Consider the following 25,483-nt stretch of genomic DNA (forward strand, 5'->3'; position numbering starts at 1 on the left):
GCGACGGCGCCCCGCGTGGCCGAGCCGGCCCGGGCGCCACGCCGCCGGGACGGGCGGGCGCGCCGGATCGGGAAGTGCGTCGGGCCGGGACGGTGGGCCGGGCGAGGCGGATCAGGGGAGGTGGCGGCGTGCTCGACCGACGGCTCCACCTGCACCTGGCGTCCTGGCTCGGGCAGTGGCCGGCCGGCCCGGGGCTGCACGTGGTCGGCTCGCAGCGGCGTGCCCGACCGGCCTGGGACGGCCGGCTGCGGCCCGCGATCGCGGTCGGCAATGCGTCCGGCACCGTGCTCTCCGTACCGGCGGATCGGGTGGTGGCGGTCCGCGCGCTCGCCGGACGCCCGGTGGAGCGGCTGATCCCGGCGCTGCCCGCGGCCGTCGGCCTGCCCGACTGGCCCACCCACGACGGCGCCTTCCGCTGGAGCCTGGCCCCGGCGCCGCTGCCGGACGTCGGGGAGTGGATCCCGCCCAACTCGCCCGGGCTGCCCGCCTGGCTGCGGCTCTTCGACCGGGACGTGCTGGTGGTCCGCGGGTCGGGCGGTGAGTACCTGGCCGGGGCGGGCATCAAGCGGCACGACGCGCACGGTCACGAACTGGCCGTCGGCACCGTACCGGCCGCCCGGGGCCGGGGCCTGGCGCGGCGACTGGTCGCCCAGGCGGCCCGTCGGGTGCTCGACGAGGGCGCGGTGCCGACCTACCTGCACGATCGGAACAACCGGGCGTCAGCCCGGGTCGCGGAGGCTGCGGGCTTCCCGGACCGGGGTTGGCGCTCGTTCGGGGTCTACCCCGCCTGACGCCGGGCGGGTGCCGCAGAGCGCGGACCGTGGATCCCGGGCCGGATCCACGGTCCGCAGCCTCCCCCCAGGTCCCCGTGCGAGCGACCGGCGGCGGGTGCGCCCGGTCGCTTTCCCGCCGATCACGCTACGTATCGAACTGGTTCCGGGCAAGATGCGCCCCGTCGGTTCGGCGTGTCGAATAGTGGACTTGACCTGGAACGGAAGCCGTCATTGCGGCCGGCGGGGTCAGTGACGCAGCGTGCGGATGAGGTCGAGCACCTGCCGGGTCACCGGGCGCAGCACCCGCAGCCGGGAAAGCCCCACCAGCCGGTCGATCAGTGGCACCGCGCCGTCGATGAGTTGCCGGGTCCGCACCTGCTCCGGCGACCGGTCGTAGACCCAGTAGAGGACCACTCCCATGTACGCCAGCCAGAGCAGCTCGGGCAGGTGCGGGCGCAGCTCGGGGTCGACCTTCGCGGTGGACCCGGAGACCACCTCGGCGAAGAGGTCGATCGCGGCCTGCCGTGGCCCCGAGGACTCGGCGGAGAAGGGGCTCAACGGCGAGGTCGGCTCGGCGGCGGTCTTGAAGAAGCTGGCCGCGAACGAGTGTGATGGGGTCAGCACGTCGATCCCCGCGTGCAGCACCCCGGTGAGCCGGGCCGCGAAGGACTCGTCCCGGTCCAGCACCGGCTGGGCGGCGGCCCGGTGCTCGTCCTGCGAGCGGGCGTAGAACTCCTGAATCAGGTGTTCCTTCGAGCCGAAGTAGTAGTAGGCGTTGCCCACCGCCACGCCCGCCTCCTGGGCGATGGCGCGCATGGTCGTCCGGGCGTAGCCGTGCTCGCGGAACAGCCGCATCGCGGTGTCCAGGATCAACTGCCGGGTCTGTTCACCCCGGGCCGTCGCCGGCTCGCCCCCACCGGTCGTCGGGGCAGTCTGCTCGGTCATCGTCGTCACCGTATCCCGCCCGCTCGTCGTCCGGCGCCGGGCGCGGCTCGCGGACCCGCTCCCGTACCGCCGCAGCCGTCGCGATCACCCGCCGGGCCAGCGGCAGCAGGTGCGGGTGGGCCAACCGCTCGGCCGCCGCCCGGTGCTCGGTCAGTGCCCAGAGGCAGGCGAACCAGGCCCCGTCGCCGGCGTACACCTCACCGGTGTCCGCCACCACTGTCAGGTCCCGCAGCGTCGCGTCGTGGTCCAGGCCGGGGAAGCGCCGCCGGGCGTCGGCCGATCCCGCCGGCAGGAACTCCAGCGGTACGAGCTGCGGGCGCGACGCCAACCAGCGGCGGGCGGTCCGGCAGAGCGGGCAGTACGCGTCGTAGAGGACGGTGAAGCCCCGGATCCCACCACCCCCGTTGTGCAAAGTGGGATCCGGGAGCCCGCCCGCCCCGCCGCTCGGCGAGACCGTCACCGCGTCGGACCTTCCTGCTCACCACCGCCGGGCGCCGATCCGCTGCCGAGCTGCGGCCCGCCGGCCGCATGCGGGGCCGCAGCCGGTGCGCTGCCCTGGTGCGGGCCGGCAATCGGCACGCCGCCCGGGTACGGGGCGGCGGAGAAGGGTGCGGTCGGTTGCGGGACGCGCGGCGCCGGCGCCTGGGGCAGCCGGCCGACCGGGGCGATCGGCGGGTGGGTGGCGAGTTGGCGGAGCCGGCCGCGGCGGTAGCGCCCGAGCGCGAAGACGTTGAAGAAGTGCAGCGCGCCGAGGACCAGCAGCACCAGACCGATCTTGAGGGACAGCTCCTCCATCGCCTGGCTGGTGGTGCTCACCGGGTCGGAATGTTTCATCGCCACCGTCACGTAGCCGAGGTTGAGCAGGTAGAAGCCCACGACGAGCAGGTTGTTGACCGCGCCGGCCAGCCGTTCGTCGGCGAAGACGTCCGCCAGGAAGACCAGCCCGTTGCGGGCGAGGGCGCGGGCCACCCACACGGTCAGGCCGATGCTGACCACCAGATAGACCAGGTACATCCAGACCTTGACGTCCATCCCCGACACCTCTCTTGAACGCGTTCAAAAACTGTCGTCCTGAGCGTAGGGCATGACTTGAACACGTTCAAGAGATGCCGGCAGCGGCGATCAGCCGACGCGCCGAGCGGCGGTTGCGACCTGCCGGTATGGTCGAACGGCGCCGGCCGTCGGGCCGTGCGGACCGACGACTTCCGGCGGGGACGACCGATGGACGTGCGCCTGCGCGACGCGGGCCCGGGGCAGCTGATCCTGCGCCCGGTGGGCGAGGTCGACAAGGCCACCGCCGACACCCTCGACGCCGCCCTGGCCGACGCGCTGAGCCGGCCGGGCACCCGGGAGTTGGTCGTCGACCTGACCGAGGTCCGTTTCCTCGACTCCACCGGCGTACGGGTTTTGGTCGGCGCCGCCGCCACCGCGCGCCGCGACGGCGTGGCGTTCCGGGTGACCGACCCACAGCCCATCGTGGCCCGGGTGCTCCGCATCACCTCGGTCGGCGCGCTGCTCGGACTGGGCGCGGACGGCCTGCCCCGCCCCGCCGAACAAGGTTTCCGGGGCCTCGACCGGTGACGGTGCGCTCAGATGGCGCTGGGCGGGAGCACGGCGGCCCGTCCCGATGGTGACCAGGCCCGGATCCGGCCGACGCGTCGCCCCGTGACCGGTCGGACATCCGGCCCGCCGGCGCTTGGCGTCACGGCTGCACCTTCGCCGCTGCCTGCGGTGACCACTCGACCAGCAGCAGGGTGGTGTCGTCGCGCAGCGGGCCGTCCTGGTGCTCGATCACCGCGTGGCTGAGTCGACGTAGCGTCTCCGGGGTGCGCAGACCGGAGCTGATGTGCCGCTCCGCGAGATCGGCGAGCCGACCGAGGCCGAACAGCTCGCCCGCGACGTCTCGCGCCTCGGTCACCCCGTCGGTGTACAGCAGTAGCCGGTCGTCGGGCTCCAACCTGGTCCGGGCCACCTCGATCCGGTCGTTCGGCAGGCCGAGCGGGAGCCGTCGGCCCTCGGTCAGTTCCTGCACCGTGCGGCCGTGGCGCAGCAGCAGCGGCGGCGGATGCCCGGCGTTGAGGTAGCGCAGCAGGCCGGTGCCGGTGTCGAACTCGGCGAGCACCGCGGTGACGAACCGGGCGTCCCGCCACTGGCCGAGGATCGCGGCGTCCACCGCCCGGGCCAGCCCGGCCAGGTCGTTGCCCGCCCGGCGGGCGGCCCGCATCGCGGCCAGCGCGACCGAGGTGGTCAGCACCGCCGACAGGCCGTGCCCGACCCCGTCGAGGATGGCCAGCGTGACCGTGTTCCCGTTCAAGGCGTAGTCGAAGGCGTCCCCGCCGACCTCGTAGGAGGGTTCGAGCACCGCGCTGATCGTCGCGTCGGGAGCGGCGAAGGTGAGCGGCGGCAGCAGCTGCCAGAGCAGTTCGGCGGAGACCCCCATCGGTTGGCTGCGCCGGGCCCGTTGCAGCCCGTCGCCGTAGCTGGACTTGCTGGTCACCAGGTGTCCGATCAGCCCGGCGATCAGTCGGCAGCCGTCCCGCAGCGCCGCGTCACCGAGGTCCGCTCCCGGCGGCGGGACGATCTCCAGCAGGCCCAGCCGGTCGGTGCCGTCGATCACCGGCACCCAGAGCCGGGGCGGTGGACCCTGGCCGGCGTGCAGCTCGACCTGGGTGAAGGCCCGCCCGGCGAGGCTCGCGTCGATCGGCCGCGGATCCGGCGTCGGCCGGCCCCGCGTGGGTAACGGGCGCAGGTCGCACTGCTCGGCGTCGACCAGGTAGATGGTCGCGGTGACCCGCAGCGGCTCGAGCACGGCGTCGACCGCCACCGGCAGGTCGTCCGGCGGCAGCTGGTGCGACCGGTCGAGCAGGTCGGCCAGGGCCCGGAGCCAGGGTTCTGTCGCGGTCATGCCGCCCATTACCCCGGCCCCGGCCGGCCACGCCCCGCGGGGCTGGCTGCCCCTTCGGTGACCGGGTCAGCCGGCCAGGCCGAGCGCCTCGGCGGCGGCGCGGCCGTTGGCGTGGCTCGCCCCGTACGTGGTGACGAAGGCGCGGACGCCCGCCGGACGCCACCGTGCCGGCCAGCCCATCTCCACGACTGTCACCGGGTGTTCGGCGGCCAGCGCCGCGATCAGCTCCGGGCCGCCGGGCAGCCGGTGCAGGTGCCGGCCGACCAGCACGATCGGTCGGTCCCCTGCGCGCTGGCGCAGGCTCGCCGGGTCGCTCTCGGAGGCCACCACCCGGATCTCCTCCGCGTCGGCAAGGTGCGGGCCGAGTCCCCACGGCACCCGGCCCTCGGCGATGGTCGAGGCGGCGTGCAGCTGCACCACCAGCGGCCGGTTCAGCTCGGTGAGCACGCCGTCGATCTTCACGGCGCGCCGCGCCGCCGCGTATCCGAGGTCGGTGCCGCCACCGGTCGGTCCGCGACTGGCGGCCCGGGTCCAGGCGGCGAGCGTGGCGGCACGCCCGGCCGCCTCCTCGACCCGGGCGCGGTCCAGCCGCCCGTCGCCGAGCGCGCCCGCGATCTCGGCGGCGACGTGCTCCACCAGCTCGGCGTCGACCGCGGCGCCGATGCAGAGCAGGTCCGCGCCGGCGGCCAGGGCCCGGACCGCGGCCGGCCCGACGCCGCCCGCCGCGACGGCCGCGCCCTTCATCTCCAGCGCGTCGGTGATCACCGCGCCGGTGAAGCCGTACTCGGTGCGGAGCAGGTCGACCAGGACCGCCCGGCTGAAGGTGGCGGGGTCGGCGCCGGTCAGCGCCGGCACCCGGATGTGCGCGGTCATCACGGCCTGGGCGCCGGCGGCGACCACGGCGGCGAAGGGTGGCAGATCCCGTCGGCGCAGCACGTCGGGCGGAACGTCCACGGTGGGCAGTTCGTGGTGTGAGTCGGCGACCGTGGCGCCGTGCCCGGGGAAGTGCTTGGCGCAGGCCGCGACGCCGCTCGCCTGGAGCCCGGCGACCGCGGCGGCGGAGTGCGCGGCGACCCGGACCGGGTCCGCGCCGAAGGAGCGGGTGCCGATCACCGGGTTGTCGTCAGCGGTGTTCACGTCGACCGTCGGGGCGAGGTTCACCGTGATGCCGAGCCCGGCCAGCTCGGTGCCGATCGCCTCGTAGACCCGGCGGGTGAGCGCCACGTCGCCGATCGCGCCGAGCGCGGCGTTGCCGGGGTAGGGGCTGCCGGTGGCGTGCGCAAGCCGGGTGACGTCGCCGCCCTCCTCGTCGATGGCGATCAGCACGTCGGCCCGGCCGACCCGGAGCGCGGCGGTACTCGCCGCCACCTGCGCCGGGTCGTGCACGTTGGTGCCGAACAGGGTGTGCCCGGCGAGACCCTCGGCGACCAGGTCGACCGCCCAGTCAGGCGGCACCGGCCCCGGGTACGCGGCCAGCAGCGTGCGCAGCGCGAGCCGGCGCAGTCCTGGATCCAGCCCCACGTGATCTCCCCTTTCGGTGCCGAATCGGCACGGATGTCGTACCCGGTCCCGGCCGTCCCGGTCGCGCAGCGCTGCCGGGTCGTCCGAGTACTGCCGGTCCGGGTGGCCGATACGCTACGGCTACCCGTTCGCAGGTAGGTTTACAGTTAGCAAAGTTTACTAAATCTAGAGGACGTGGCATGAGTGCGACCCGGCTGCCCGGCACCCCCCGCCTGTTGCGGGCGCTCAACGACCGAGCGGCGCTCGAACTGCTGCTCGAGCGGGGGCCGCTGACCCGGGCCCGGCTCGGCGAGCTGACCGGGCTCTCCAAGGTGACCGCGTCGCAGCTGGTCGAGCGGCTGGAGGAGCGCGGTCTGGTCACCCGGGTCGGCGAGCAGGCCGGCGGGCGGGGACCGAACGCCCAGCTCTACGCCGTACGACCGGGCAGCGCGCATGTCGTCGGGGTGGACGTCGGCCCGGACCGGGTGGTGGCCGCCTGCGCGGACATCACCGGCGCGGTGATCGGCCGGGTGGAGCAGTCGACCCGGGACACCGACGATCCGGTTGGCGTGGTGCACAACGCGGTGGTCCAGGCGGCGAGCAGCGCCCAGGCGCAGCTGTCCAGCGTGCGGCGGATCGTGCTCGGCACGCCGGGCCTGGTCGACCCGGGGACCGGCGACATCACCTTCGCCTTCAACCTGCCGCGCTGGCACAGCGGCCTGCTCGCCGCGCTGCGCGAGGACCTGCACACGCCGGTGGTCTTCGAGAACGACGTGAACCTCGCCGCGGTCGCCGAGGCGCAGTCGGGCGCCGCCCAGGGGGTCTCCGACTTCGTGCTGGTCTGGGTCGGCGCCGGCGTCGGTCTGGCGATCATGCTCGGCGGGCGGCTGCACCACGGCAGCAGCGGCGCGGCAGGCGAGATCGGCTACCTGCCGGTGCCCGGCGCCCCCATCCCGCGCGACGTCTCCCGCCGGGCCAAGCCGGCGTTCCAGCAGCTGGCCGGTGCGGACGCGGTCCGCGCCGTGGCCCGCGAGCACGGCTTCCGCGAGCGGGACACCGCCGACGCGGTACGGGCGGCGGTCGAGGCCGGCGCCGCCGGCGGCCCGATGCTGGACGAGGTGGCCCGCCGGTTGGCGCTCGGTGTGGCGAGCACCTGCGTGGTGCTCGACCCGCCGCTGGTGGTGTTGGCCGGCGAGGTGGGCCAGGCGGGCGGCGCGGCGCTGGCCGAGCGGGTGCAGCGAGAGGTCGCGGCGATCACGCTGGTCCGGCCCCGGGTGGTGCCGACCGGGCTGACCGAGGAGCCGATCCTGCGCGGCGCGCTGCGCACGGCGCTGAACGCCGTCCGCGACGAGGTCTTCGGCTCCACCGTCGGCTGACCGGACGCTGTCGAACTGCTCCAAATATGGACCGGCCTGGCGGGCCCGCCCGCTCCGGGGGGACCGGAAGAACTCGGCCCCGGCCCACCCGGCGCGCCCCCGCCAGCCGGATCCGAGCGCCGACCCTACCCCTGCGGGTGGCGTCGCGCCGCGATCCGTCATGCGAAGGAATTCTTCACCATCGGCCCGGGCGCTGCAAGGCGTCGCCGCCGCGCCCGGGCCGGGCTTCGCCGCAGCTCAGATCAGGTCTCGGCGGCGGAACGTGGTGAACGCCGCCACCGCCAGCACCGCCGTCAACCCGAGCAGCACGGCCAGGGCCGGCGCCCAGGTCAAGGTGTACGAACCGTCGCAGAAACCGGTGCCGCTGTTGAGGCAGGCCCGAGCGTCCCAGAACCGGGCCTCGCCGCTGAGCCAGGCACCGATGTGGCTGGAGAGCATGAGCTGGTCCGGGCGGGCCGCGTCGACGATCTCCAGCACCAGCCGCGCGCCGAGCTCCCAGACCACCGCGTACGCCGCGGCCGCGCCGAGCGCGGCGGAGGTGTGCCGGCCCAGCGTGGCGAGCGCGAAGCCGAGCGTGCCGGCGAGCAGCACCAGCACCATGCCGCGACCGTGGATCGCGCCGAGCCCCCGCCAGAACTCGCCGTCCAGCCGGCCCGGCAACCCGGCTGTCTGCCCGATGACCCAGAATGTGGCGAGATAGGCCGCCGAGGCGAGCAACGACAGCACCAGCACCGCACCGAGCAGCGTGCCCAGCTTCGCGCCGAGCACCGTCAACCGGCGAGGTCGCCAGAGCAGCAGGTTGACCACCCCGCCCGAGTTGAGGTCCGCGCCGATGTAGGAGGCGCCGACCAGGAACCCGAACAGCACCAGGAAGGCGATCAGGAAGTAGAGCAGCGGCCGGGCCTGCTGGTCGAAGGTGAAGACCCCGGTGAGGAAGTCGGTCGCCACCGGCAACCGCTCCATCCGCCCCGGGTCGAGTTCGCTGCAGTTCTCCGGGAAGTACTCGCGCTCCACGCCGGGCGCCAGGGTGCCGTTCACCTGGTCCACGCAGCGCTGGTAGGTGAGCTCCAGCTGCTGCCGGGCCTGGGCGGCCTGACTGCGGGCCTCGGAGAGTTCGCTTGCGGTGGGCCGGTGCGACCCGGCCAGGGTGGTCGCCGCGGTGACGCCGAAGGCCAGCACCAGCAGGATCATCATCAGCTGCACGAAGCGGCGGGCGCCCAGCCGCTCCAGCTCGGCACGGACCAGGTTCACGCGTTGCCTCCTCTGCCCGCGCCGGCCTCGGCGTCCAGGTCGATCAGCCCGTCCGCCGGCGGCGCCGCGTCGGGCAGCGCCGAACCGTCGACCTGGCGGGGCAGCGCCAGATGCGAGCCCTCGCCGGTCAGCTCCAGGAAGACGCTCTCCAGGTCGGGCCGCAGCGGGGTCAGCTCGGTCACCCAGAGACCCTGCTCGCCGAGCACCCGGCTGAGCACGCTCGGGTCGGTGACCTGGCCGACCACCAGGTGCTCGGGGTGCGCGGCGACCGGCAGCCCGGCCTCGCGCAGCAGCTCCGCCGCCCGCTCCGGCTCGGCCACCCGGACCAGGAACTCGTGCTCGTCGAAGCCGGCGAGCACCTCGTCCACCCGACCCGCCGCCACCCGACGACCGTGAGAGATGATCGTGACGTGGTCGCAGATCAGCTGGATCTCGCCGAGGATGTGGCTGGACACCAGCACGGTCACCCCGGCCGCGGCCAGTGACCGCATCAGGTCCCGCATCTCCCGGATACCGGCCGGGTCCAGCCCGTTCGCCGGCTCGTCGAGGATGAGCAGCTCCGGATCCTTGAGCAGCGCCGACGCGACGGCCAGCCGCTGCTTCATGCCGAGCGAGTAGCCCTTCACCCGATCGCCGCCCCGCTCGAGCAGGCCAACCTGCTCCAGCACCTCGTCCACCCGGCCGACCGGCACGCCGCCGGCCCGGGCGAGCAGACGCAGAGTGCGGTGGCCGGTGAAGTTGCCGAAGAACTGCGGGCTCTCCACGATCGCCCCGACCCGGCCGGCGACCTGAGGCAGCTGTGTGGGCGACGGCGCGCCGAGCACGCTCATCCGCCCGCTGTCCGGACGGACCAGCCCGAGCAGCGCACGCAGGGTGGTGGTCTTGCCCGACCCGTTCGGGCCGAGGAAACCGTGCACCTGGCCGGCCTCGACGAGCAGGTCGAAGCCGTCGACCGCGATCCGGCGGCCGTGCCGCACACTGTGGAAGGTCTTGCGCAGACCCTCGATCTCGATGACCGCGCTCATCCGCGCGGCTCCCTGCTCGGACCGGGCATGGACCGTCCTCCGGGTGTGGTGACCAACGACACGGCGCCCCACACTATGGCGGGCGGGCCGCCCATGGGGGGCACCGACGCGCTGCGTGGTTGGATGGGCGGGTGACTGGTGACCTGATCCCCGGCGCCGCCGGCGCCGCCCCCGCCGCCGCCCCCGTGGACGCGGATCTGGTGGTCAGCCTCGACGGTGTCGGCGTACGCCGCTCCGGCACCGCGCTGCTGCACGACATGCACTGGCGAGTCGAGCTGGACGAGCGCTGGGTGGTGCTCGGGCCGAACGGGGCCGGCAAGACGACCCTGCTCAACCTCGCCGCCGGCCGGCTGCACCCGACCACCGGCACCGCGCACGTGCTCGGTGAGCGGATCGGCCGGACGGACATCAACGAGCTGCGTACCCGCATCGGACTCTCCACCGCCGCGCTGGCCGAGCGGGTGCCGGCCGAGGAGCGGGTCGCTGACGTGGTGGTCACCGCCGCGTGGTCGGTGGTGGGCCGTTGGCGGGAGAGTTACGACCGCTCGGACGAGGCCCGTGCCCGCGCGCTGCTCGGGCAGCTCGGCATCGGCGGGCTCGCCGACCGCCGGTACGGCACCCTCTCCGAGGGGGAGCGCAAGCGGGTGCAGATCGCCCGGGCCCTGATGACCGACCCGGAGCTGCTGCTGCTCGACGAGCCGGCAGCCGGGCTCGACCTGGGCGGGCGCGAGGACCTGGTGGCCCGGCTGGCCGAGCTGGCCCACGACCCGGACGCTCCGGCGCTGGTGCTGGTCACCCACCACGTCGAGGAGATCCCGCCCGGCTTCACCCACGCGCTGCTGCTGCGCGAGGGGGCCGTGGTGGCCCAGGGTCTGCTCCGGGACACCCTCACCGGTGACAACCTCTCCAAGACCTTCGGCCTGCCGCTGGTGGTCGAGCGCTCCGGCGACCGGTACACCGCGCGCGCCGCCTGAGGCACGCCGCCCGCGCTGCCGCGGCGCTCCGGGATCGACCAGCTCTACGCGTCGAACTGACGCCCGGCCGCCGAGCCGGTACGGAACGCCCGCCGGTACGCCGACGGCGAGGTGCGCATGGCCCGACCGAAGTGGTGGCGGTAGGTGACCGGAGAGTCGAAGCCGACCGTGCCGGCGATCTCCTCGATCGGCACGTCGGTCGTCTCCAGCAGCGTCAGGCTGGCCCGCACCCGCTGGCCGATCAGCCAGCGGATCGGGCTGGTCCCGGTGGCCCGGGCGAAGTGCCGCAGGTAGGTGCGGGTCGACATGTGTGCCTGCCCGGCCAGCCGGGCCACCGTCAGCGGCTCGGCGAGGCGGGCCAGCGCCCAGGCGATGCTGCCGGCGATCCGGTCGTCGTCCGGGTCGGCGGGCACCGGCGCCTCGACGAACTGGGCCTGCCCGCCGTCGCGGTGCGGTGGGATCACCAGCCGACGGGCCACCGCGTTGGCGATGGCCGCGCCGTGGTCGCGGCGGACCAGGTGTACGCACAGGTCCAGGCCCGCCGCGCTGCCGGCGCTGGTGAGCAGGTCGCCGTCGTCGAGGTAGAGCACGTCCGGGTCCACCTCGACGCGGGGGTACCGGCGGGCCAGCAGCTCCGCGTACTGCCAGTGGGTGGTGGCCCGCCGGCCGTCGAGCAGCCCGGCACCGGCCAGGGCGAACGCGCCTGAGCAGATGGACATGACCCGGGCGCCGCGCCGGTGCGCCCGCCGCAGCGCGGTGACCAGTTCCGGCGACGGTTCCGCGGTCACGTCCGGCACTCCCGGAACGATCACCGTCCGCGCGTCGGCCAGCACGTCCAGGCCGTACGGGGTGTGCAGGCTGGCGCCGCCGACCACCGGCACCGGGCCGGGCCGCTCCGCGCAGACCGTGAGGTCGTACCAGTCGACGTCGAACTCGGGCCGGGGCAGGCCGAAGACCTCGGTGACGATGCCGGTCTCGAAGACCGACATCCCCGGGTACGCGAGCACCGCGACGGTCCGTTCGACCGCCGCGTGGTCGCCGGACCGGGAACGCGGCCGAGGCGCGGCGATCGACTGGACCATGGCGGGATGTTAGCGCAGGACGTCGTTCGCGCCACTCGTCCCGGCCGGCGGCGACGCGCAGGATCGATTCATGACGAACACCTTCGCCGTCGCGGCGGCCGACCCCGAGTCCGCCGCCGCTCACTTCCGCGCCCGGCTCAGCGTCGAGACCGACGTCAGTGACGTGCACGCCGACCTGAGCGCCGCAGTGCCCGGCCTGGTGGTGGTCGACTCCCGGGGCGCCGCCGCCTGGGCGCAGGGCCACCTGCCGGGCGCGGTGCACCTGCCGACCGCCGAGATCGCCACCCGGGCGGCCGAGCTGGTGCCCCCGGGCTCTGCCGTGGTCACCTACTGCTGGGGTCCGGGTTGCAACGGCGCCACCCGGGCGGCCCTGGAGTTCGCCCAGCTCGGCCACCGGGTCAAGGAGATGCTCGGCGGCTACGAGTACTGGGTGCGCGAAGGGCTGCCGGTGGTGACCGCGAGCGGGCTGACCCGCCGCCCGGTCGACGAGCTGACCGCGCCCCGGTCGACGATCAGCTGCGACTGCTAGGGGTCAGCCTGGCTGCGCGGCGGTCTCGTCGACGAGCTTCTCACCCCGCCGGCGCAGCATGCCCAGGCCGGGAATGCCGGCGACGGCGAGCTTCAGGTCACGGGTCACGTCGAGCAGGTCGTGCAGGTCGGGGCCGACCCGGTCGAGGGTGGCCAGGATCGGCAGGACGTCGGCGGTGAGGTGTTCCCGCAGCTTCGGCAGCTCGTCGATGAGCCGGATCGCCGCGGTCACCTCCTCGTGGCTGAGCTGCTCGACGAAGCGGGTCGCCATCGGCGCCGCCCGGCGCAGCGCCGGCTCGTACGCCGTCAGCAGCTCGGCCGCGGTCGCTGCCGCCTCCGTCGCGGTGCCGATCGTGACCGCGGCCCGACCGGCCACCGAATCCGCCTCGGCGACCACCGTGCCGGCCCGCCGGGACACCTGCTCCGCCTCGCCGACCACCACGGCCGCGGCGGTGGCGACCTCGGTGGCGGTCCCGATCGCGGTGGTCGCGGCGGCGCTGATCACCTCGACCTCGCGCACGGCCTTCGCGGCGTCGGTGAGCACCCGATCGGTGCGGTCCAACGTCCGCTCGATCCGGTCCACCACCGCGTTGATCCGCGCCAGCAACGCCTCCACGTCGTCCAGCACCGCGAACGCGCGGGCGGGCACGGCCGCGAATGAGGTGGCCGTGCCGAGGGCCTGGTCGACGGCGGAACGGGTGAGACCGACGACGGCGGCCGGCCGGGGGAGGGGAATCGCCATGGCACCCAGTGTGCGTCGCCCACGCTCGCGCCGCCCGTCGGCCGGACCCCGGGCCCGCGCCGCTCAGCGCCGGTCGGTGTGCTGCTCGACGGCGCGCTGCACCGCCCGGTAGATCTGCCCGAACCGCAACGCGTCCGGGATCCGCAGCAGCAGTTCCTCCCGGCCGTGGTGCTGCACCCAGAGCTCGTGCACCTGGTTGCCGCGCTCGTAGGAGCGGTCCAGCCAGCCCAGCGGCAGCTCCAGGAACGGCGTCAGGGCGAGCGCGCCGACCACGCAGCCGACCAGGATGACCAGCGCGAGCCGCCACTCGCCGCGATCCTGCGCCGACCAGGCCAGCGAGACGACGCAGACCAGCGCCACCAGCGGCGGCAGCGACAGCAACAGGACCAGGACGCCGCGGCCGAGCACCCGGCCCCGCACGCCGAGGGTGGCCCGCCCCCGGGCGTGCCAGACGTACGTCACGTCGGCGAGCGCCACCAGATGCCCGCCCACCCGGATCGACTCGGAGGTCACCTGCACCACGTTGTCCCGGTAATAGACCGTCATCAGTCAGCTTAAGCACGCCCCGACAAACCGCGCCGTCGGTGCCGGTGCCTTGTCCGCGACGCTGTCGAACTGCTCCAGATCTGAACCGCCGGGGCTGGCGCGGGCTCCGATGTTCATATCTGGAGCAGCTCGACAGCCTCCGCTGTGCGACAGCCTCCGCTGTGCGACAGCCTCCGCTGTGCGACAGCCTCCGTTGTGCGACAGCCGTCGTTTGTGGGGCGGCCGTCGTTGTGCGGCGGCCGGCCTCCGCCGTGCGGCAGCCTGCATTGTGCGGCCGGTAGCGTCGCCCGGGTGACGGAGCTGGAGCGCAACGTGAAGGTGGTCCGCCGCTACCTGCGGACCTTCGTCAGCAGGTACCTGGCCGAGCTGCGTTCAGTGGTCGCGGAAGATGTGCAGAGGTTCTAGCCGCGCCGGTCGCGGGCGCGCGCCGCGGTCGGGCCCGGCGAGGGACGGGCGGCGCGGCCCGCCCGTACGGGCTGGCCCTGTTCCATCGCCCGCTGCACGGCCCGGTAGATCTGGCCGAACCGCAGCGCGTCGCTCGTGCACAGCAGCCTGACCGACTGGCCGCGCCAGCGCGCCCAGATCTCCAACTGCCGGCTGCCCCGGGTGTAGGAGCGGTCCAGGTGTTCGAAGAGGAAGTCGGCGAGCGGGCCGACGGCGAGCCCGACCAGCACCGAGGCGCCGATGATCGCGGTGGTGACGGTGACCGAGCTGTCCAGCCAGAGCGCCAACGCGACTCCGAACGCGGCCGCCACCAGCGGGCCGGCCAGGGCGGCGCCGATCGCGCCGCGCCCGGCGAGCACCCGCCAGGAGCGGCTGCCCCGGCGGTGCCAGACCATGGTGAGCTCGCGCAGCGGGAACGTGCGGCCGTCCACGCGGACGGCGGTGGAGGTGACCTGCACCGATCTGTCGTCGTAGTAGGTGATCATCGCTGGCCTCCCGGGCCCGGGCCTGATACCAGACTACGTACCCCAACGAGCCGGGCCGTAAGGTTGGCACGCGACTTCGACGAGGAAGTGAGGGCAGCGTGAGCGAGTTCGTGCGGCTGGAGACCAAGGACGGAATCGGCACCATCCGGCTGGAGCGCCCGCCGATGAACGCGCTCAACACCCAGGTCCAGGAGGAGCTGCGGGCCGCCGCGACGGCGGCCACCGCCGACCCCGAGGTTCGCGCCGTCATCGTGTACGGCGGCGAGAAGGTCTTCGCCGCGGGCGCGGACATCAAGGAGATGGCCGACATGTCCTACGTGGACATGGCGGAGCGGGCGGCCGACCTGTCCAGCGCGCTCGGCGCGATCGCCCGGATTCCCAAGCCGGTGGTCGCCGCGATCACCGGGTACGCCCTCGGTGGCGGCTGCGAGTTGGCGCTGGCCTGTGACTGGCGGGTGGTGGCCGAGGACGCGAAGCTCGGCCAGCCGGAGATCAAGCTCGGCATCATCCCCGGCGCCGGCGGCACCCAGCGGCTGGCGCGGCTGGTCGGCCCGGCCCGCGCCAAGGACCTCATCATGTCCGGCCGGATGGTCGACGCCCAGGAGGCGCTGCGGATCGGCCTGGCCGACCGGGTCGCCCCGGCCGCCGAGGTCTACTCGACCGCGGTCGAGCTGCTCCGCCCGTACCTCTCGGGGCCGGCCCAGGCCCTGCGCGCGGCGAAGCTCGCGGTCGACGGCGGCCTGGACATGGACCTGAACTCCGGCCTGGCCTGGGAGAGTCAGCTCTTCGCGGCGCTCTTCGCCACCGGCGACCGGCGCGAGGGCATGGCGGCCTTCGTCGAGAAGCGCAAGCCGGACTTCACCGGCCGCTGACCGGAGGGTCGGGTGAGGACCGCCCGACCGAACCGAAGAGTGTTCACATTCTTCCTACCGGCCAGTAGCGTGTGACTCCGGTCGGGCGACGAAGGGGACGGCGATGACGGAGCGGATCGAGGGCCACGGCGGCGAACTGGCCCTCGCGGCACTACGCGCGTACGGCGTACGGGAGATGTTCACCCTCTCCGGCGGGCACGTCTTCCCGCTCTACGACGCCGCGCACAAGAGCGACTTCCCGATCTACGACGTCCGGCACGAGCAGTCCGCGGTCTTCGCGGCCGAGGCCGTGGCGAAGCTCCAGCGCCGCCCCGGGCTCGCCGTGCTCACCGCCGGTCCGGGTGTCACCAACGGGATCTCCGGCCTGACCAGCGCCTTCTTCAACGCCTCCCCGGTGCTGGTGCTCGGGGGCCGGGCACCAGCGTTCCGCTGGGGCTCGGGCAGCCTGCAGGAGATGGACCACCTGCCGCTGGTCGCCCCGGTCACGAAGCACGCCGAGACCGTGTTCAGCACCGACGACATCCCGCGCGCGGTGAGCGCGGCGCTGACCGCCGCGCTCACCCCGCATCGCGGCCCGGTCTTCCTGGACTTCCCGCTGGAGACCGTCTTCTCCGTCTCCGACGCGACGCTGCCGGCGATGCCCGGGATCGCCCCGGTCGAGCCCGACCCGGACGAGGTCTCCCGGGCGGCCAGTCTGATCGCCGGCGCCGAGCGGCCGGTGATCATCGCCGGCTCGGACGTGTACGCGGGCGACGCGGTGGCCGCTCTGCGCGAGGCGGCCGAGGCGCTGCAGGTGCCGGTCTTCACCAACGGCATGGGCCGTGGCTCGCTCCCGCCGGAGCACCCGCTCGCCTTCGCCAAGGCCCGCCGGGCCGCCCTCTCCGGCGCCGACGTGGTCGTGGTGGTCGGCACCCCGCTGGACTTCCGGCTCAGCTTCGGCGACTTCGGCGACGCCAAGGTGGTGCACATCGTCGACGCGCCCAGCCAGCGCGCCGGGCACGTGCAGCCGGCCGCCGCCCCCGCCGGCGACCTGCGGCTGATCCTCTCCGCGCTGGCCGACCACGCCGGCGACCGGGCCGACCACACCGGTTGGATCGCCGACCTGCGCGCCGCCGAGGACGCCGCCAAGGCCCGCGACGCCGAGGAGATGGCCGCCGAGACCGACCCGATCCGGCCGGCCCGGATCTACGGCGAGCTGCGCAAGGTCCTGGCCCGCGACGCGATCACCATCGGCGACGGCGGCGACTTCGTCTCGTACGCCGGGCGCTACCTCGAGCCGGCGCAGCCCGGCACCTGGCTCGACCCCGGCCCGTACGGGTGCCTCGGCACCGGCATGGGTTACGCGATGGGGGCCCGGGTCAGCCACCCGGACCGGCAGATCTGTGTGCTGATGGGCGACGGCGCGGCCGGCTTCTCGCTGATGGACGTGGAGTCGCTGGCCCGCCAGAAGCTGCCGGTGGTGATCGTGGTGGGCAACAACGGCATCTGGGGGCTGGAGAAGCACCCGATGCGGGCCATGTACGGCTACGACGTGGCCGCCGACCTGCAGCCGGAGCTGCGCTACGACCACGTGGTGAGCGCGCTCGGCGGGGCCGGCGAGACGGTGGCGAAGGCCGCCGACCTCGGACCGGCGTTGCAGCGCGCCTTCGACGCCGGGGTGCCGTACCTGGTGAACGTGCTCACCGACCCGGCCGACGCGTACCCCCGCTCGTCCAACCTCGCCTGAACCTCCCAGCCGCCGCCGTCGCCGAAGCCCGGCGACGGCGGCGCCCGGTTCCGCCACCAGCTAAATAAGAGGAATGTCAGCGCCTGTCGTCGTAACGTCAGCGCCGGATCGACGGAGTGTCAGCGCCGTCGTTCATGGTGGTGACACCAGCGAGGACGACAGGAGTTGCGATGGACTACGCGATTCGCGCCGAGGGACTGGTGCGACGCTTCGGCGCCACCACCGCCCTCGCCGGAGTTGATCTGGCGGTCCCGACCGGGACCGTCTTCGGGCTGCTCGGGCCGAACGGCGCCGGCAAGACCACCGCGGTGCGGGTGCTCGCCACCCTGCTGCGCGCCGACGAGGGGCGGGCGACAGTGGGCGGCTACGACGTCGTCCGCGACGCCCACCAGGTACGCCAGCTGATCGGCCTGACCGGTCAGTACGCCTCGGTGGACGAGACCCTGACCGGCACCGAGAACCTGCTGCTCATCGGCCGGCTGCTCGGCCTGAGCCGGGCCGATTCGCGGGCCCGGGCCGGTCAGCTGCTCGCCGACTTCCAGCTCACCGACGCGGGGGACCGGGCCGCCAAGACCTACTCCGGTGGCATGCGCCGGCGGCTCGACCTCGCCGCCAGCCTGGTCGGCCGGCCCCAGGTGCTCTTCCTCGACGAGCCGACCACCGGCCTCGACCCGCGCAGCCGTAACGAGCTGTGGGACATCGTCCGCTCGCTGGTGGCCGACGGGGTGACCGTGCTGCTCACCACCCAGTACCTCGAGGAAGCCGACCAGTTGGCCGGCGAGATCGCGGTGGTCGACCACGGCCGGGTGATCGCGCAGGGCACCCCGGAGGAGCTGAAGGCCAAGACCGGCGGGCAGAGCCTGGCGGTGCGGCCGGCCGACGTCGCCGATCTGCCCACCGTGGTGAGCATCGTCGGTGCGGTGGCCGGCGTCGCTCCGGAGGTCGCCCAGAACACCGTCACCGTGCCGGTGAACGACCAGCGTGTGCTGCCCGCCGTGGTTCGCCGCCTCGACGAGGCCGGGATCATCGTGGCCGAGCTGGCGTTGCGCGGTTCCAGCCTGGACGAGGTCTTCCTGTCGCTGACCGGCCACCGGGCCGAGGACGACCCGGCCGCCGCCAACCTCGAAGGGAGCGTGGCATGACCAGCGCCACCCTGACCGCCCCGCTCGTCCCGGCCCGCCGGCTCGGCGTCGGCGCCGGTCTGCGGCACACCCTCACGCTCGCCTGGCGCAGCCTGGTGCAGATCAAACACAACCCGATGGAACTGCTCGACCTGAGCATCCAGCCGGTGATGTTCGTGCTGCTCTTCACGTACGTCTTCGGCGGGGCGATCTCCGGCTCGCCGGGCGACTACCTGAAGTTCGCGCTCCCCGGGATCATCGTGCAGAACGCCTTCTTCGCCACGATGACCACCGGCTTCGGGCTGAACAACGACCTCACCAAGGGCGTCTTCGACCGGCTGCGCGCGCTGCCGATCGCGCGCTGGTCCCCGCTGGCCGGGCGGATCCTCGCCGACACCGTCAAGCAGGCCTGGTCGGTGGCGCTGCTGATCGGGGTCGGCATGATCCTCGGCTTCCGGCTCGGCAACGGCCCGCTCGGGCTGCTCGGGGCGTTCGCCCTGCTGCTCGCCTTCTCCCTCGCCGCGGCGTGGATCTCGGTGCTGGTCGGGGTGCTGGTGAGCGAGCCCGACAAGGTGCAGATCTTCGGCTTCATGGTGATCTTCCCGCTCACCTTCACCAGCAACGCGTTCGTGCCGACCGAGACCATGCCGGGCTGGCTGCAGAGCTGGGTCGAGGTCAACCCGGTCACCGTGCTGGCCGACGCGCTGCGCGGCCTGCTGGTCGACGGGCCGGTGGCCGGCCCGGTGGTGCAGTCGCTGATCTGGGCGGCCGCCATCGCGGTGATCTTCGCGCCGCTGGCGGTGCGGGGGCTCAAGCGTCGAGTGTGACTCGGATCACCCGTGCCCGGGTCACCGCTAGACCTCCGGGCGGTCCTCCTCGCGCGGTGGCTCGCTGTCACGGGGACGCAGCGGCTGCTGCGGCCCCTCCGGCGGTGTCCCCTCGCGGCTGCGCAGGTCGTCCTCGCGGCGGCGCAGGTCCTCCTCCCAGCGGCGGAAGAGCTCCTGGTCGTCGGGGCGGGACCGGTCGGCGAGGGAGCCGAGGAACTCGGGGTCGTCGTCGGGCGCGACCGGACGAGGACGCTCGCGCGCCGGCGTCCACCGCTTGGGCCCGGAGGTGGTCGGTCGGCCGGGGGCGGTCTCCCGACCGGCGACGAACCAGGCGATCGAGCCGATCAGCGGGAAGAACAGGATGATCAGCACCCAGGCGATCCGGGGCAGGGCGCGGATCTCGCCCTCCTCGGCGGAGAGACAGCTGATCAGGGCGCAGACGGCGAGGACGATCTGCACCAGGAAGAGGAGGGCGTAGAGCCGGGCCATGCGCCCATCATCGCGCACCCGGTCCGGTCACCACACCCCGCGCAGCACCACCAGCACGGCCAGCAGGGCCAGCACCACCGTGCCCGCGCCGGCCAGCGGCAGGGCCCGCCCACCGCTGCGCGCCGGTCCGGTCCCGGTGCCCCGCCGCCAGCAGAGCAGCAGGAGCCCGCCCGAGGTCAGCACGGTGAGGGCGGCGAGCAGCGCGCCGTCCACGTCGCTGGCGAGGGCTATCCGGAGGGCCAGCACGGTCACCACGGTCACCGAGAGCCCGGTACGCCGCCAGGCCAGCCGGGTCCGCTCCGGTTGCAGCCCGGGGTCGGGCAGCGGTCGGCCCGCAGCACCCCGGCCCGGCCTGCCTGTCGGGCCGGACGGTGGCTCCGGGCCGGGCACCGGGCCCGGCGGCCGGCGTTGCCGGCTCACCGTCCGCCGACGGCTCGGAGCAGCACCGCGACCACCAACAGCAGGGCGCCGAGGCCCACGGCGAGGGCGAGCACCGCCGGGAACCGGGAGGCGGGCAGCTCCTCACCGAGCCGGATGGCCCGTTCGGTACGCGCCCAGTGGTCGACCGCGCGGATCGCGACCGCGCCGCCGAGCAGCAGCAGCGCGATCGCCATCGCCTCACGCAGGTGCCGCAGCGGCAGCGGCGGCAGGAACTGGGCCGCGGCCAGCCCGCCGGCGACCAGCGCCAGAGCGGTACGCAGCCAGGCGAGGAACGTCCGCTCGTTGGCCAGCGAGAACCGGTAGTCCGGGGTGTTGCCGACCGAGCGCAGCTCCCGCGGGTCGAACCAGCGCCTGATCGACTCCCACACGTCGCCCATTATCCGCTGGCGCCCGGTCGTAGCCTGAAGCGATGACGGATCTTGATGTGGCCACCCTGCGCACCGCGTACGACACCCAGCTGCGGCCGGAGCTGCCCGACCCGTTGCCGGCCGGGGTGACCGTCGAGCGCGACGGGCCGCTGCACCGGGTGCTCGGGCTCGACCGCCGTGGTTTCCTCACCTACCAGGACCTGGGTGGGCTGACCGGCGCGGCGCTGGACGAGCTGATCGCGCGGCAGGTGGAGCTGTTCCGGCAGCGGGGCGAGCCGGTGGAGTGGAAGCTCGCCGGGCACGACGAGCCGGCCGACCTGCCCGATCGGTTGCGGGCCGCCGGGTTCGTGCCCGAGGAGCGGGAGACCGTGGTGATCGGCCCGGTCGCGCCGCTGGCCGCCATGCTTCCGGTGGTGCCCGAGGGGGTACGCCTGCGGGAGGTGACCGCCCGGGCGGACCTGGAGCGGATCGTGGCGATGGAGGAAGAGGTCTGGCAGGCCGACCGGAGCCATCTCGCGGACGCGCTGGCCCGGGAGATCGCCACCGACCCGCGCTCGATCACCGTCGTGGTGGCCGAGGCGGAGGGGACGGTGGTGAGCGCCGGGTGGGTCCGCTACCTGCCGGCCACCGGCTTCGCCTCGCTCTGGGGCGGCTCGACGCTGGCCCAGTTTCGGCGCCGGGGGATCTACCGGGCGCTGGTGACCTACCGGGCCCGGCTCGCCGACCAGCGGGGACACACCCTGTTGCAGGTCGACGCGTCCGACGACAGCCGGCCGATCCTTGAGCGGCTTGGGTTCGTCCCGGTCACCACGACCACCCCGTACGTCTACACTCCGTGATCATGGAGCAGCGGTTGACGGACGAGGAGCGGCTGACGCTGAAGACCGGGGCGTTCGGCGCGGTCTTCCTGGTCTCGAACGCCGACCCGGGGATGCTGTCGGTGCTCAGGGAGAGCGCGGCCGCCTCCGGGGCGTTCGCCGACGCGAGCGGCATGGTCAAGGAGGCGCTCACCACCGGCCCGCTGCCGAAGCTGCCCCGCGACTCGGCCCTGGAGATCGAGTCGACGGTGCTGCCGGCGCTCACCCGGGCGCTGCGGATCCTGCACGAGAAGTCACCGGCGGAGGTGGCGGCGTACCGCTCGGTGGTGCTGGCCGCGGCCGACCGGGTGGCCCGGGCGCACGCCGGAGTCGCCCCGGCCGAGGCGGCGGTGATCGAGCGGATCAGGGCGGCGTTGGCCGAGCCGGCCTGAGTCCGGCGATCGACGCGGGCGCCCGGCGCGCCGGCTGCCAGAGCGCCCGGACAGTGGCCCGGACGCAGCGGTCCCGGATTCGGCCCCAGGCACAGCGGTGCGTGCCGAGCAACATGTCCCGATACCTCCTGTAATGAAACTTCACCCAGGCGGAGGCGGCACGGTGAGCTGTGTCACTCCGAGCGCCCGGGAGGCCGAACCTACTGGCAGGTAACATGGCCTTCGTGGGCAACTGCACAGCAGCTCGCGGTTGACCGGGCGTCAACTGACAGGCGAGGCTGCGCCCACCGGGCGAGCGATCGCATCACCACACAGGAGGGTCGTCGAAGCGCGATGAACATCGTCGTACTCGTCAAGCAGGTGCCTGATTCGGGCGCGGACCGCAACCTGCGCAGTGACGACAACACCGTCGACCGCGGTTCGGCGAACAACGTCATCAACGAGATGGACGAGTACGCCATCGAAGAGGCGTTGAAGATCAAGGAAGCGCACGGTGGTGAGGTCACCATCCTGACCATGGGTCCGGACCGGGCGACCGAGTCGATCCGCAAGGCGCTCTCCATGGGCCCGGACAAGGCCGTGCACGTCGTGGACGACGCCCTGCACGGCTCCTGCGCCGTGACGACCTCGAAGGTGCTCGCCGCGGCGCTGGGCACCCTCAACGCGGACCTGGTCATCTGCGGCGCCGAGTCCACCGACGGCCGGGTGCAGGTCCTGCCGCACATGATCGCCGAGCGGCTGGGCGTGGCGGCGCTGACCGGCGCCCGCAAGCTCACCGTCGACGGCGGCACGCTCACCGTCGAGCGGCAGACCGAGGAGGGCTACGAGGTTGTCACCGCCGCGACTCCCGCCGTGGTCTCCGTCTGGGACACCATCAACGAGCCGCGCTACCCGTCCTTCAAGGGCATCATGGCGGCCAAGAAGAAGCCGGTGCAGACCCTCTCCCTGGGTGACCTCGGGGTCGCCCAGAGCGAGGTCGGCTTCGACGGCGCGACCAGCGCCGTACTGGAGCACGCCAAGCGCCCGCCGCGCTCCGGCGGCGAGAAGGTCACCGACGAGGGCGAGGGCGGCGTCAAGCTGGTCGAGTTCCTCGCCACCGAGAAGTTCGTGTGAGAGGTCTGGACATGTCTGAGGTTCTCGTCGTCGTCGAAGCCACTCGGGAATTCGGCGTCAAGAAGGTCACCCTGGAGATGCTCACCCTCGCCCGCGAGCTGGGCACGCCCAGCGCCGTGGTGCTCGGCGGGCCCGGCGCGGCCGAGGCACTGAGCGGCAAGCTGGGCGAGTACGGCGCGGAGAAGATCTACGCCGCCGAGGGCGAGGAGATCGACGGCTACCTGGTGGCGCCGAAGGCCACCGTGCTGGCCGAGCTGGTCAAGCGGGTCCAGCCCGCGGCCGTGCTGCTCGCCTCCTCCCAGGAGGGCAAGGAGATCGCCGCCCGGCTGGCGGTCAAGCTGGACAACGGCATCCTGACCGACGTGGTGGCCCTGGCCGCCGACGGCACCGCCACCCAGGTCGCCTTCGCCGGCTCCACCATCGTCAAGAGCAAGGTCACCCGTGGCCTGCCCCTGGTCACCCTCCGGCCGAACTCGGTGAACCCGGTGCCGGCCGCCGCGACCCCGGCGGTCGAGCAGCTCAGCGTCACCGTGGCCGACACCGACAAGCTGGCCAAGGTGGTGGAGCGGGTCGCCGAGCAGAAGGGCTCCCGGCCCGAGCTGACCGAGGCCTCGGTGGTCGTCTCCGGCGGTCGCGGCGTCGGCAACGCCGACAACTTCAAGCTGGTCGAGGAGATGGCCGACCTGCTCGGCGGCGCGGTCGGCGCGTCCCGGGCGGCCGTCGACTCCGGCTTCTACCCGCACCAGTTCCAGGTCGGGCAGACCGGCAAGACGGTCTCCCCGCAGCTCTACGTCGCGCTCGGCATCTCCGGGGCGATCCAGCACCGGGCCGGCATGCAGACCTCGAAGACCATCGTCGCGGTGAACAAGGACGCCGAGGCGCCGATCTTCGAGCTGGCCGACTTCGGCGTGGTGGGCGACCTGTTCAAGGTCGTCCCGCAGGCCGCCGAGGAGATCCGCAAGCGCAAGTGACGCGGTTTCCGGGGGCGGCGCGTCGTCGCCCCCGGGCCGCAGGCACCACGAGTGGCCATCCGATGACGGATGGCCACTCGTCGTGCGTGTGCTGCGGGAACGGCCGGCGAGGGAGCTGATCGGCGGGCCGGGGAGCTGAGCCGGCCCGCCGATCAGCCCGTCAGGGTGCCCCTGGGCGTGCGGTCGCCGCAGGAGGCAGGCTGTGTCGCTCGGCGGAAGACGTCGACAACCGAGTATGCCTTAGCCGCGGCGATCGGTGGCACCGCGGGCCGTGCTACCCGACATGAATCGCCCGCGCCCCCTAGTACCCCGGCACGTCCCGGGCATTCATCGCCGGCCGTACGCGGTGGGCGACGTCCTCGGCCCGGTCCACCCCGCTCTCCGACGGTGCCCTCGGCCGTCGGGTGCCCACCCCCCGGCCGTAGGCTGAACGGTGATGGCTTACCTGGATCACGCGGCGACCACTCCCATGCTCGACGAGGCACTGGAGGCGTACGTCGCCACCGCCCGCGAGGTCGGCAACGCGTCGTCGCTGCACGCGGCCGGCCGGCGCGCCCGTCGCCGGGTCGAGGAGTCCCGGGAGCGGGTGGCCGCCGCGCTCGGCGCCCGGCCGTCCGAAGTGATCTTCACGGGCGGCGGGACGGAGAGCGACAACCTCGCGGTCAAGGGCATCTTCTGGGCCCGCCGGACGGCCGACGACGCCCGCCGCCGGGTGGTCTCCAGCTCGGTCGAGCACCACGCGGTGCTGGATTCGGTCGAGTGGCTCGCCGCGCACGAGGGCGCCGAGGTCGGTTGGCTGCCGGTGGACGGCGCCGGCCGGCTGGACCCGGACGGGCTGCGCGCCGAGCTGGCGGCGCACGCCGACCAGGTCGCTCTGGTCACCGCGATGTGGGCCAACAACGAGGTCGGCACCGTCCAGCCGGTGAGCGAGCTGGCCGCGGTCGCCGCCGAGTACGGCGTGCCGTTCCACACCGACGCGATCCAGGCGGTCGGCCAGGTGCCGGTGGACTTCGCCGCCAGCGGCGCGGCCGCGTTGACCGTGACCGGGCACAAGCTCGGCGGCCCGATCGGTGTCGGCGCGCTGCTGCTCGGCCGGGACGTCGCGGCGACCCCGCTGCTGCACGGCGGCGGCCAGGAGCGCGACGTCCGCTCGGGCACGCTCGACACGGCCGGCATCGTGGCCTTCGCGGTCGCCGTCGAGGCGGCGGTCAAGGGTCAGCAGGAGTACGCGGCCCGGGTCGCCGCGCTCCGCGACGACCTGATCGATCGGGTTCGCCAGGCGGTGCCCGAGGTGATCTACAACGGTGATCCGGCCGGCCGGCTGCCCGGCAACGCGCACTTCTCCTTCCCGGGCTGCGAGGGCGACGCCCTGCTGCTGCTCCTCGACGCCCAGGGCATCGCCTGCTCCACCGGTTCCGCCTGCTCGGCCGGCGTCGCCCAGCCTTCGCACGTGCTGCTGGCGATGGGCGCCGACGACGACCGGGCCCGCTCGTCCCTGCGCTTCACCCTCGGCCACACCTCCACCACGGCAGACGTGGACGCGCTCATCGCCGCACTTCCCGCCGCCGTCGGCCGGGCCCGCCGCGCCGCCTCGTACCGCACCCCCCGCCCCTGACCCCCACCCCACGCGCTCCGCCGCGTCGCACCGCCGCGTCGATCATGCAGTTATGGTGCCCGTTCTGCCCCGGTAGGAACTGCTTGCCCGACACCAGAACTGCATGATCGGCGGG

At 73.8% G+C, this 25,483-nt stretch carries 28 protein-coding genes; 14 read left to right on the top strand and 14 right to left on the bottom strand.

Features of this window, described 5'->3' with window-relative positions; genetic code table 11:
* Positions 1 to 128: 128 nt before the first annotated feature.
* Positions 129 to 791: a GNAT family N-acetyltransferase gene (locus AB0C04_RS12515; protein WP_357052440.1), complete on the top strand. Its 663-nt coding sequence runs from the start codon at positions 129 to 131 to the stop codon at positions 789 to 791.
* Positions 792 to 1,019: 228 nt separating this feature from the next.
* Here the strand turns inward: AB0C04_RS12515 and AB0C04_RS12520 are convergent, their stop codons facing one another.
* From AB0C04_RS12520 to AB0C04_RS12530, 3 genes are read right to left on the bottom strand one after another with little or no spacing between them, the layout of a single operon-like run.
* Positions 1,020 to 1,718, bottom strand: a complete 699-nt coding sequence (locus AB0C04_RS12520) for a TetR family transcriptional regulator (RefSeq protein WP_357052443.1) — start codon at positions 1,716 to 1,718, stop codon at positions 1,020 to 1,022.
* Positions 1,660 to 2,178 carry a DCC1-like thiol-disulfide oxidoreductase family protein gene (locus AB0C04_RS12525; RefSeq protein WP_357052446.1) on the bottom strand — a complete coding sequence of 173 codons (519 nt, stop codon included), beginning with the start codon at positions 2,176 to 2,178 and terminating at the stop codon, positions 1,660 to 1,662. Before AB0C04_RS12525 ends, AB0C04_RS12520 begins: the two co-directional genes overlap by 59 nt.
* Entirely contained in the window at positions 2,175 to 2,750 is a 576-nt protein-coding gene (locus AB0C04_RS12530) for a hypothetical protein (protein WP_357052449.1), read from the bottom strand. Before AB0C04_RS12530 ends, AB0C04_RS12525 begins: the two co-directional genes overlap by 4 nt.
* Positions 2,751 to 2,939: 189 nt before the next feature.
* Here AB0C04_RS12530 and AB0C04_RS12535 point away from each other — a divergent pair, with 189 nt between their 5' ends.
* A complete protein-coding gene (locus tag AB0C04_RS12535) occupies positions 2,940 to 3,299 on the top strand; it encodes an anti-sigma factor antagonist (RefSeq protein WP_357052452.1) in 360 nt (119 codons plus the stop codon).
* Positions 3,300 to 3,420: 121 nt separating this feature from the next.
* Here AB0C04_RS12535 and AB0C04_RS12540 read toward each other — a convergent pair whose 3' ends face one another.
* Together AB0C04_RS12540 and AB0C04_RS12545 are read right to left on the bottom strand one after the other, a co-directional pair.
* Complete coding sequence (locus tag AB0C04_RS12540; protein WP_357052455.1) at positions 3,421 to 4,623, bottom strand: PP2C family protein-serine/threonine phosphatase; 1,203 nt, start codon at positions 4,621 to 4,623, stop codon at positions 3,421 to 3,423.
* A 66-nt stretch (positions 4,624 to 4,689) separates the two neighbouring features.
* Complete coding sequence (locus tag AB0C04_RS12545) at positions 4,690 to 6,144, bottom strand: glycoside hydrolase family 3 N-terminal domain-containing protein (protein ID WP_357052458.1); 1,455 nt, start codon at positions 6,142 to 6,144, stop codon at positions 4,690 to 4,692.
* 179 nt (positions 6,145 to 6,323) lie between these two features.
* Here AB0C04_RS12545 and AB0C04_RS12550 point away from each other — a divergent pair, with 179 nt between their 5' ends.
* Entirely contained in the window at positions 6,324 to 7,499 is a 1,176-nt protein-coding gene (locus tag AB0C04_RS12550) for an ROK family transcriptional regulator (protein WP_357052461.1), read from the top strand.
* Between the two features lie 237 nt (positions 7,500 to 7,736).
* Here AB0C04_RS12550 and AB0C04_RS12555 read toward each other — a convergent pair whose 3' ends face one another.
* A complete protein-coding gene (locus AB0C04_RS12555) occupies positions 7,737 to 8,750 on the bottom strand; it encodes an ABC transporter permease subunit (protein WP_357052464.1) in 1,014 nt (337 codons plus the stop codon).
* A complete protein-coding gene (locus AB0C04_RS12560; RefSeq protein ID WP_357052468.1) occupies positions 8,747 to 9,775 on the bottom strand; it encodes an ABC transporter ATP-binding protein in 1,029 nt (342 codons plus the stop codon). Before AB0C04_RS12560 ends, AB0C04_RS12555 begins: the two co-directional genes overlap by 4 nt.
* Positions 9,776 to 9,906: 131 nt before the next feature.
* Here AB0C04_RS12560 and AB0C04_RS12565 point away from each other — a divergent pair, with 131 nt between their 5' ends.
* Positions 9,907 to 10,749, top strand: coding sequence for an ABC transporter ATP-binding protein (locus AB0C04_RS12565; RefSeq protein ID WP_357052471.1), 843 nt, complete (start codon positions 9,907 to 9,909; stop codon positions 10,747 to 10,749).
* A gap of 44 nt (positions 10,750 to 10,793) precedes the next feature.
* Here the strand turns inward: AB0C04_RS12565 and ftrA are convergent, their stop codons facing one another.
* Entirely contained in the window at positions 10,794 to 11,831 is a 1,038-nt protein-coding gene (gene ftrA / locus AB0C04_RS12570) for a transcriptional regulator FtrA (protein WP_357052474.1), read from the bottom strand.
* A gap of 70 nt (positions 11,832 to 11,901) precedes the next feature.
* On the opposite strand from ftrA, the gene AB0C04_RS12575 reads away from it, so the two are divergent.
* The gene (locus AB0C04_RS12575) at positions 11,902 to 12,360 is read left to right on the top strand and encodes a rhodanese-like domain-containing protein (RefSeq protein ID WP_357052477.1); all 459 of its coding nucleotides are present in this window, start codon (positions 11,902 to 11,904) and stop codon (positions 12,358 to 12,360) included.
* 3 nt (positions 12,361 to 12,363) lie between these two features.
* Here AB0C04_RS12575 and AB0C04_RS12580 read toward each other — a convergent pair whose 3' ends face one another.
* The 3 genes from AB0C04_RS12580 to AB0C04_RS12590 form a co-directional block, all read right to left on the bottom strand.
* Entirely contained in the window at positions 12,364 to 13,101 is a 738-nt protein-coding gene (locus AB0C04_RS12580) for a hypothetical protein (RefSeq protein ID WP_357052480.1), read from the bottom strand.
* Between the two features lie 63 nt (positions 13,102 to 13,164).
* Complete coding sequence (locus tag AB0C04_RS12585) at positions 13,165 to 13,647, bottom strand: DUF6232 family protein (protein ID WP_357052483.1); 483 nt, start codon at positions 13,645 to 13,647, stop codon at positions 13,165 to 13,167.
* Positions 13,648 to 14,048: 401 nt separating this feature from the next.
* Complete coding sequence (locus AB0C04_RS12590) at positions 14,049 to 14,576, bottom strand: DUF6232 family protein (protein ID WP_357052486.1); 528 nt, start codon at positions 14,574 to 14,576, stop codon at positions 14,049 to 14,051.
* Positions 14,577 to 14,674: 98 nt separating this feature from the next.
* Here AB0C04_RS12590 and AB0C04_RS12595 point away from each other — a divergent pair, with 98 nt between their 5' ends.
* The 4 genes from AB0C04_RS12595 to AB0C04_RS12610 all read left to right on the top strand — a co-directional run bounded on the left by AB0C04_RS12595 (position 14,675) and on the right by AB0C04_RS12610 (position 19,122).
* Positions 14,675 to 15,448 carry an enoyl-CoA hydratase-related protein gene (locus tag AB0C04_RS12595; RefSeq protein ID WP_357052489.1) on the top strand — a complete coding sequence of 258 codons (774 nt, stop codon included), beginning with the start codon at positions 14,675 to 14,677 and terminating at the stop codon, positions 15,446 to 15,448.
* A gap of 103 nt (positions 15,449 to 15,551) precedes the next feature.
* Positions 15,552 to 17,174: an acetolactate synthase gene (locus AB0C04_RS12600; RefSeq protein ID WP_357052492.1), complete on the top strand. Its 1,623-nt coding sequence runs from the start codon at positions 15,552 to 15,554 to the stop codon at positions 17,172 to 17,174.
* Between the two features lie 170 nt (positions 17,175 to 17,344).
* On the top strand, positions 17,345 to 18,316 hold the full coding sequence (locus tag AB0C04_RS12605; RefSeq protein WP_357052495.1) for an ATP-binding cassette domain-containing protein: 972 nt from the start codon (positions 17,345 to 17,347) through the stop codon (positions 18,314 to 18,316).
* Positions 18,313 to 19,122: an ABC transporter permease gene (locus AB0C04_RS12610; RefSeq protein ID WP_357052498.1), complete on the top strand. Its 810-nt coding sequence runs from the start codon at positions 18,313 to 18,315 to the stop codon at positions 19,120 to 19,122. The genes AB0C04_RS12605 and AB0C04_RS12610 overlap by 4 nt, the downstream gene beginning before the upstream one ends.
* 27 nt (positions 19,123 to 19,149) lie before the next feature.
* Here AB0C04_RS12610 and AB0C04_RS12615 read toward each other — a convergent pair whose 3' ends face one another.
* From AB0C04_RS12615 to AB0C04_RS12625, 3 genes are all read right to left on the bottom strand, one after another.
* Positions 19,150 to 19,611 (bottom strand): PLD nuclease N-terminal domain-containing protein, encoded by a 462-nt coding sequence (locus AB0C04_RS12615; RefSeq protein WP_357052501.1) that lies wholly within the window; start codon positions 19,609 to 19,611, stop codon positions 19,150 to 19,152.
* Positions 19,612 to 19,638: 27 nt separating this feature from the next.
* Complete coding sequence (locus tag AB0C04_RS12620) at positions 19,639 to 19,935, bottom strand: DUF202 domain-containing protein (protein WP_357053673.1); 297 nt, start codon at positions 19,933 to 19,935, stop codon at positions 19,639 to 19,641.
* Positions 19,936 to 20,027: 92 nt separating this feature from the next.
* Positions 20,028 to 20,420 carry a DUF202 domain-containing protein gene (locus AB0C04_RS12625; protein WP_357052504.1) on the bottom strand — a complete coding sequence of 131 codons (393 nt, stop codon included), beginning with the start codon at positions 20,418 to 20,420 and terminating at the stop codon, positions 20,028 to 20,030.
* A gap of 41 nt (positions 20,421 to 20,461) precedes the next feature.
* Here AB0C04_RS12625 and AB0C04_RS12630 point away from each other — a divergent pair, with 41 nt between their 5' ends.
* The 5 genes from AB0C04_RS12630 to AB0C04_RS12650 all read left to right on the top strand — a co-directional run bounded on the left by AB0C04_RS12630 (position 20,462) and on the right by AB0C04_RS12650 (position 25,368).
* A complete protein-coding gene (locus tag AB0C04_RS12630) occupies positions 20,462 to 21,259 on the top strand; it encodes a GNAT family N-acetyltransferase (protein WP_357052507.1) in 798 nt (265 codons plus the stop codon).
* The gene (locus AB0C04_RS12635; RefSeq protein ID WP_357052510.1) at positions 21,256 to 21,669 is read left to right on the top strand and encodes a hypothetical protein; all 414 of its coding nucleotides are present in this window, start codon (positions 21,256 to 21,258) and stop codon (positions 21,667 to 21,669) included. Before AB0C04_RS12630 ends, AB0C04_RS12635 begins: the two co-directional genes overlap by 4 nt.
* Before the next feature lie 333 nt (positions 21,670 to 22,002).
* The gene (locus AB0C04_RS12640; protein WP_357052513.1) at positions 22,003 to 22,782 is read left to right on the top strand and encodes an electron transfer flavoprotein subunit beta/FixA family protein; all 780 of its coding nucleotides are present in this window, start codon (positions 22,003 to 22,005) and stop codon (positions 22,780 to 22,782) included.
* 11 nt (positions 22,783 to 22,793) lie between these two features.
* Positions 22,794 to 23,753: an electron transfer flavoprotein subunit alpha/FixB family protein gene (locus AB0C04_RS12645; protein WP_357052516.1), complete on the top strand. Its 960-nt coding sequence runs from the start codon at positions 22,794 to 22,796 to the stop codon at positions 23,751 to 23,753.
* 436 nt (positions 23,754 to 24,189) lie between these two features.
* Positions 24,190 to 25,368, top strand: a complete 1,179-nt coding sequence (locus AB0C04_RS12650) for a cysteine desulfurase family protein (protein ID WP_357052519.1) — start codon at positions 24,190 to 24,192, stop codon at positions 25,366 to 25,368.
* The last annotated feature ends 115 nt before the right edge of the window (positions 25,369 to 25,483 follow it).

It is taken from the genome of Micromonospora sp. NPDC048909, assembly GCF_040649635.1.
Lineage (GTDB): Bacteria > Actinomycetota > Actinomycetes > Mycobacteriales > Micromonosporaceae > Micromonospora.

Bases quoted from the DNA above. Each gene is read 5' to 3' on its own strand.
- AB0C04_RS12560 (WP_357052468.1), bottom strand. From the start codon at position 9,775: ATGAGCGCGGTCATCGAGATCGAGGGTCTGCGCAAGACCTTCCACAGT.
- AB0C04_RS12535 (WP_357052452.1), top strand. From the start codon at position 2,940: ATGGACGTGCGCCTGCGCGACGCGGGCCCGGGGCAGCTGATCCTGCGC.
- AB0C04_RS12600 (WP_357052492.1), top strand. From the start codon at position 15,552: ATGACGGAGCGGATCGAGGGCCACGGCGGCGAACTGGCCCTCGCGGCA.
- AB0C04_RS12650 (WP_357052519.1), top strand. From the start codon at position 24,190: ATGGCTTACCTGGATCACGCGGCGACCACTCCCATGCTCGACGAGGCA.
- AB0C04_RS12640 (WP_357052513.1), top strand. From the start codon at position 22,003: ATGAACATCGTCGTACTCGTCAAGCAGGTGCCTGATTCGGGCGCGGAC.
- AB0C04_RS12530 (WP_357052449.1), bottom strand. From the start codon at position 2,750: ATGGACGTCAAGGTCTGGATGTACCTGGTCTATCTGGTGGTCAGCATC.
- AB0C04_RS12615 (WP_357052501.1), bottom strand. From the start codon at position 19,611: ATGGCCCGGCTCTACGCCCTCCTCTTCCTGGTGCAGATCGTCCTCGCC.
- AB0C04_RS12550 (WP_357052461.1), top strand. From the start codon at position 6,324: ATGAGTGCGACCCGGCTGCCCGGCACCCCCCGCCTGTTGCGGGCGCTC.
- ftrA (WP_357052474.1), bottom strand. From the start codon at position 11,831: ATGGTCCAGTCGATCGCCGCGCCTCGGCCGCGTTCCCGGTCCGGCGAC.
- AB0C04_RS12610 (WP_357052498.1), top strand. From the start codon at position 18,313: ATGACCAGCGCCACCCTGACCGCCCCGCTCGTCCCGGCCCGCCGGCTC.
- AB0C04_RS12605 (WP_357052495.1), top strand. From the start codon at position 17,345: ATGGACTACGCGATTCGCGCCGAGGGACTGGTGCGACGCTTCGGCGCC.
- AB0C04_RS12580 (WP_357052480.1), bottom strand. From the start codon at position 13,101: ATGGCGATTCCCCTCCCCCGGCCGGCCGCCGTCGTCGGTCTCACCCGT.
- AB0C04_RS12590 (WP_357052486.1), bottom strand. From the start codon at position 14,576: ATGATCACCTACTACGACGACAGATCGGTGCAGGTCACCTCCACCGCC.
- AB0C04_RS12645 (WP_357052516.1), top strand. From the start codon at position 22,794: ATGTCTGAGGTTCTCGTCGTCGTCGAAGCCACTCGGGAATTCGGCGTC.
- AB0C04_RS12520 (WP_357052443.1), bottom strand. From the start codon at position 1,718: ATGACCGAGCAGACTGCCCCGACGACCGGTGGGGGCGAGCCGGCGACG.
- AB0C04_RS12575 (WP_357052477.1), top strand. From the start codon at position 11,902: ATGACGAACACCTTCGCCGTCGCGGCGGCCGACCCCGAGTCCGCCGCC.
- AB0C04_RS12630 (WP_357052507.1), top strand. From the start codon at position 20,462: ATGACGGATCTTGATGTGGCCACCCTGCGCACCGCGTACGACACCCAG.
- AB0C04_RS12585 (WP_357052483.1), bottom strand. From the start codon at position 13,647: ATGACGGTCTATTACCGGGACAACGTGGTGCAGGTGACCTCCGAGTCG.
- AB0C04_RS12540 (WP_357052455.1), bottom strand. From the start codon at position 4,623: ATGACCGCGACAGAACCCTGGCTCCGGGCCCTGGCCGACCTGCTCGAC.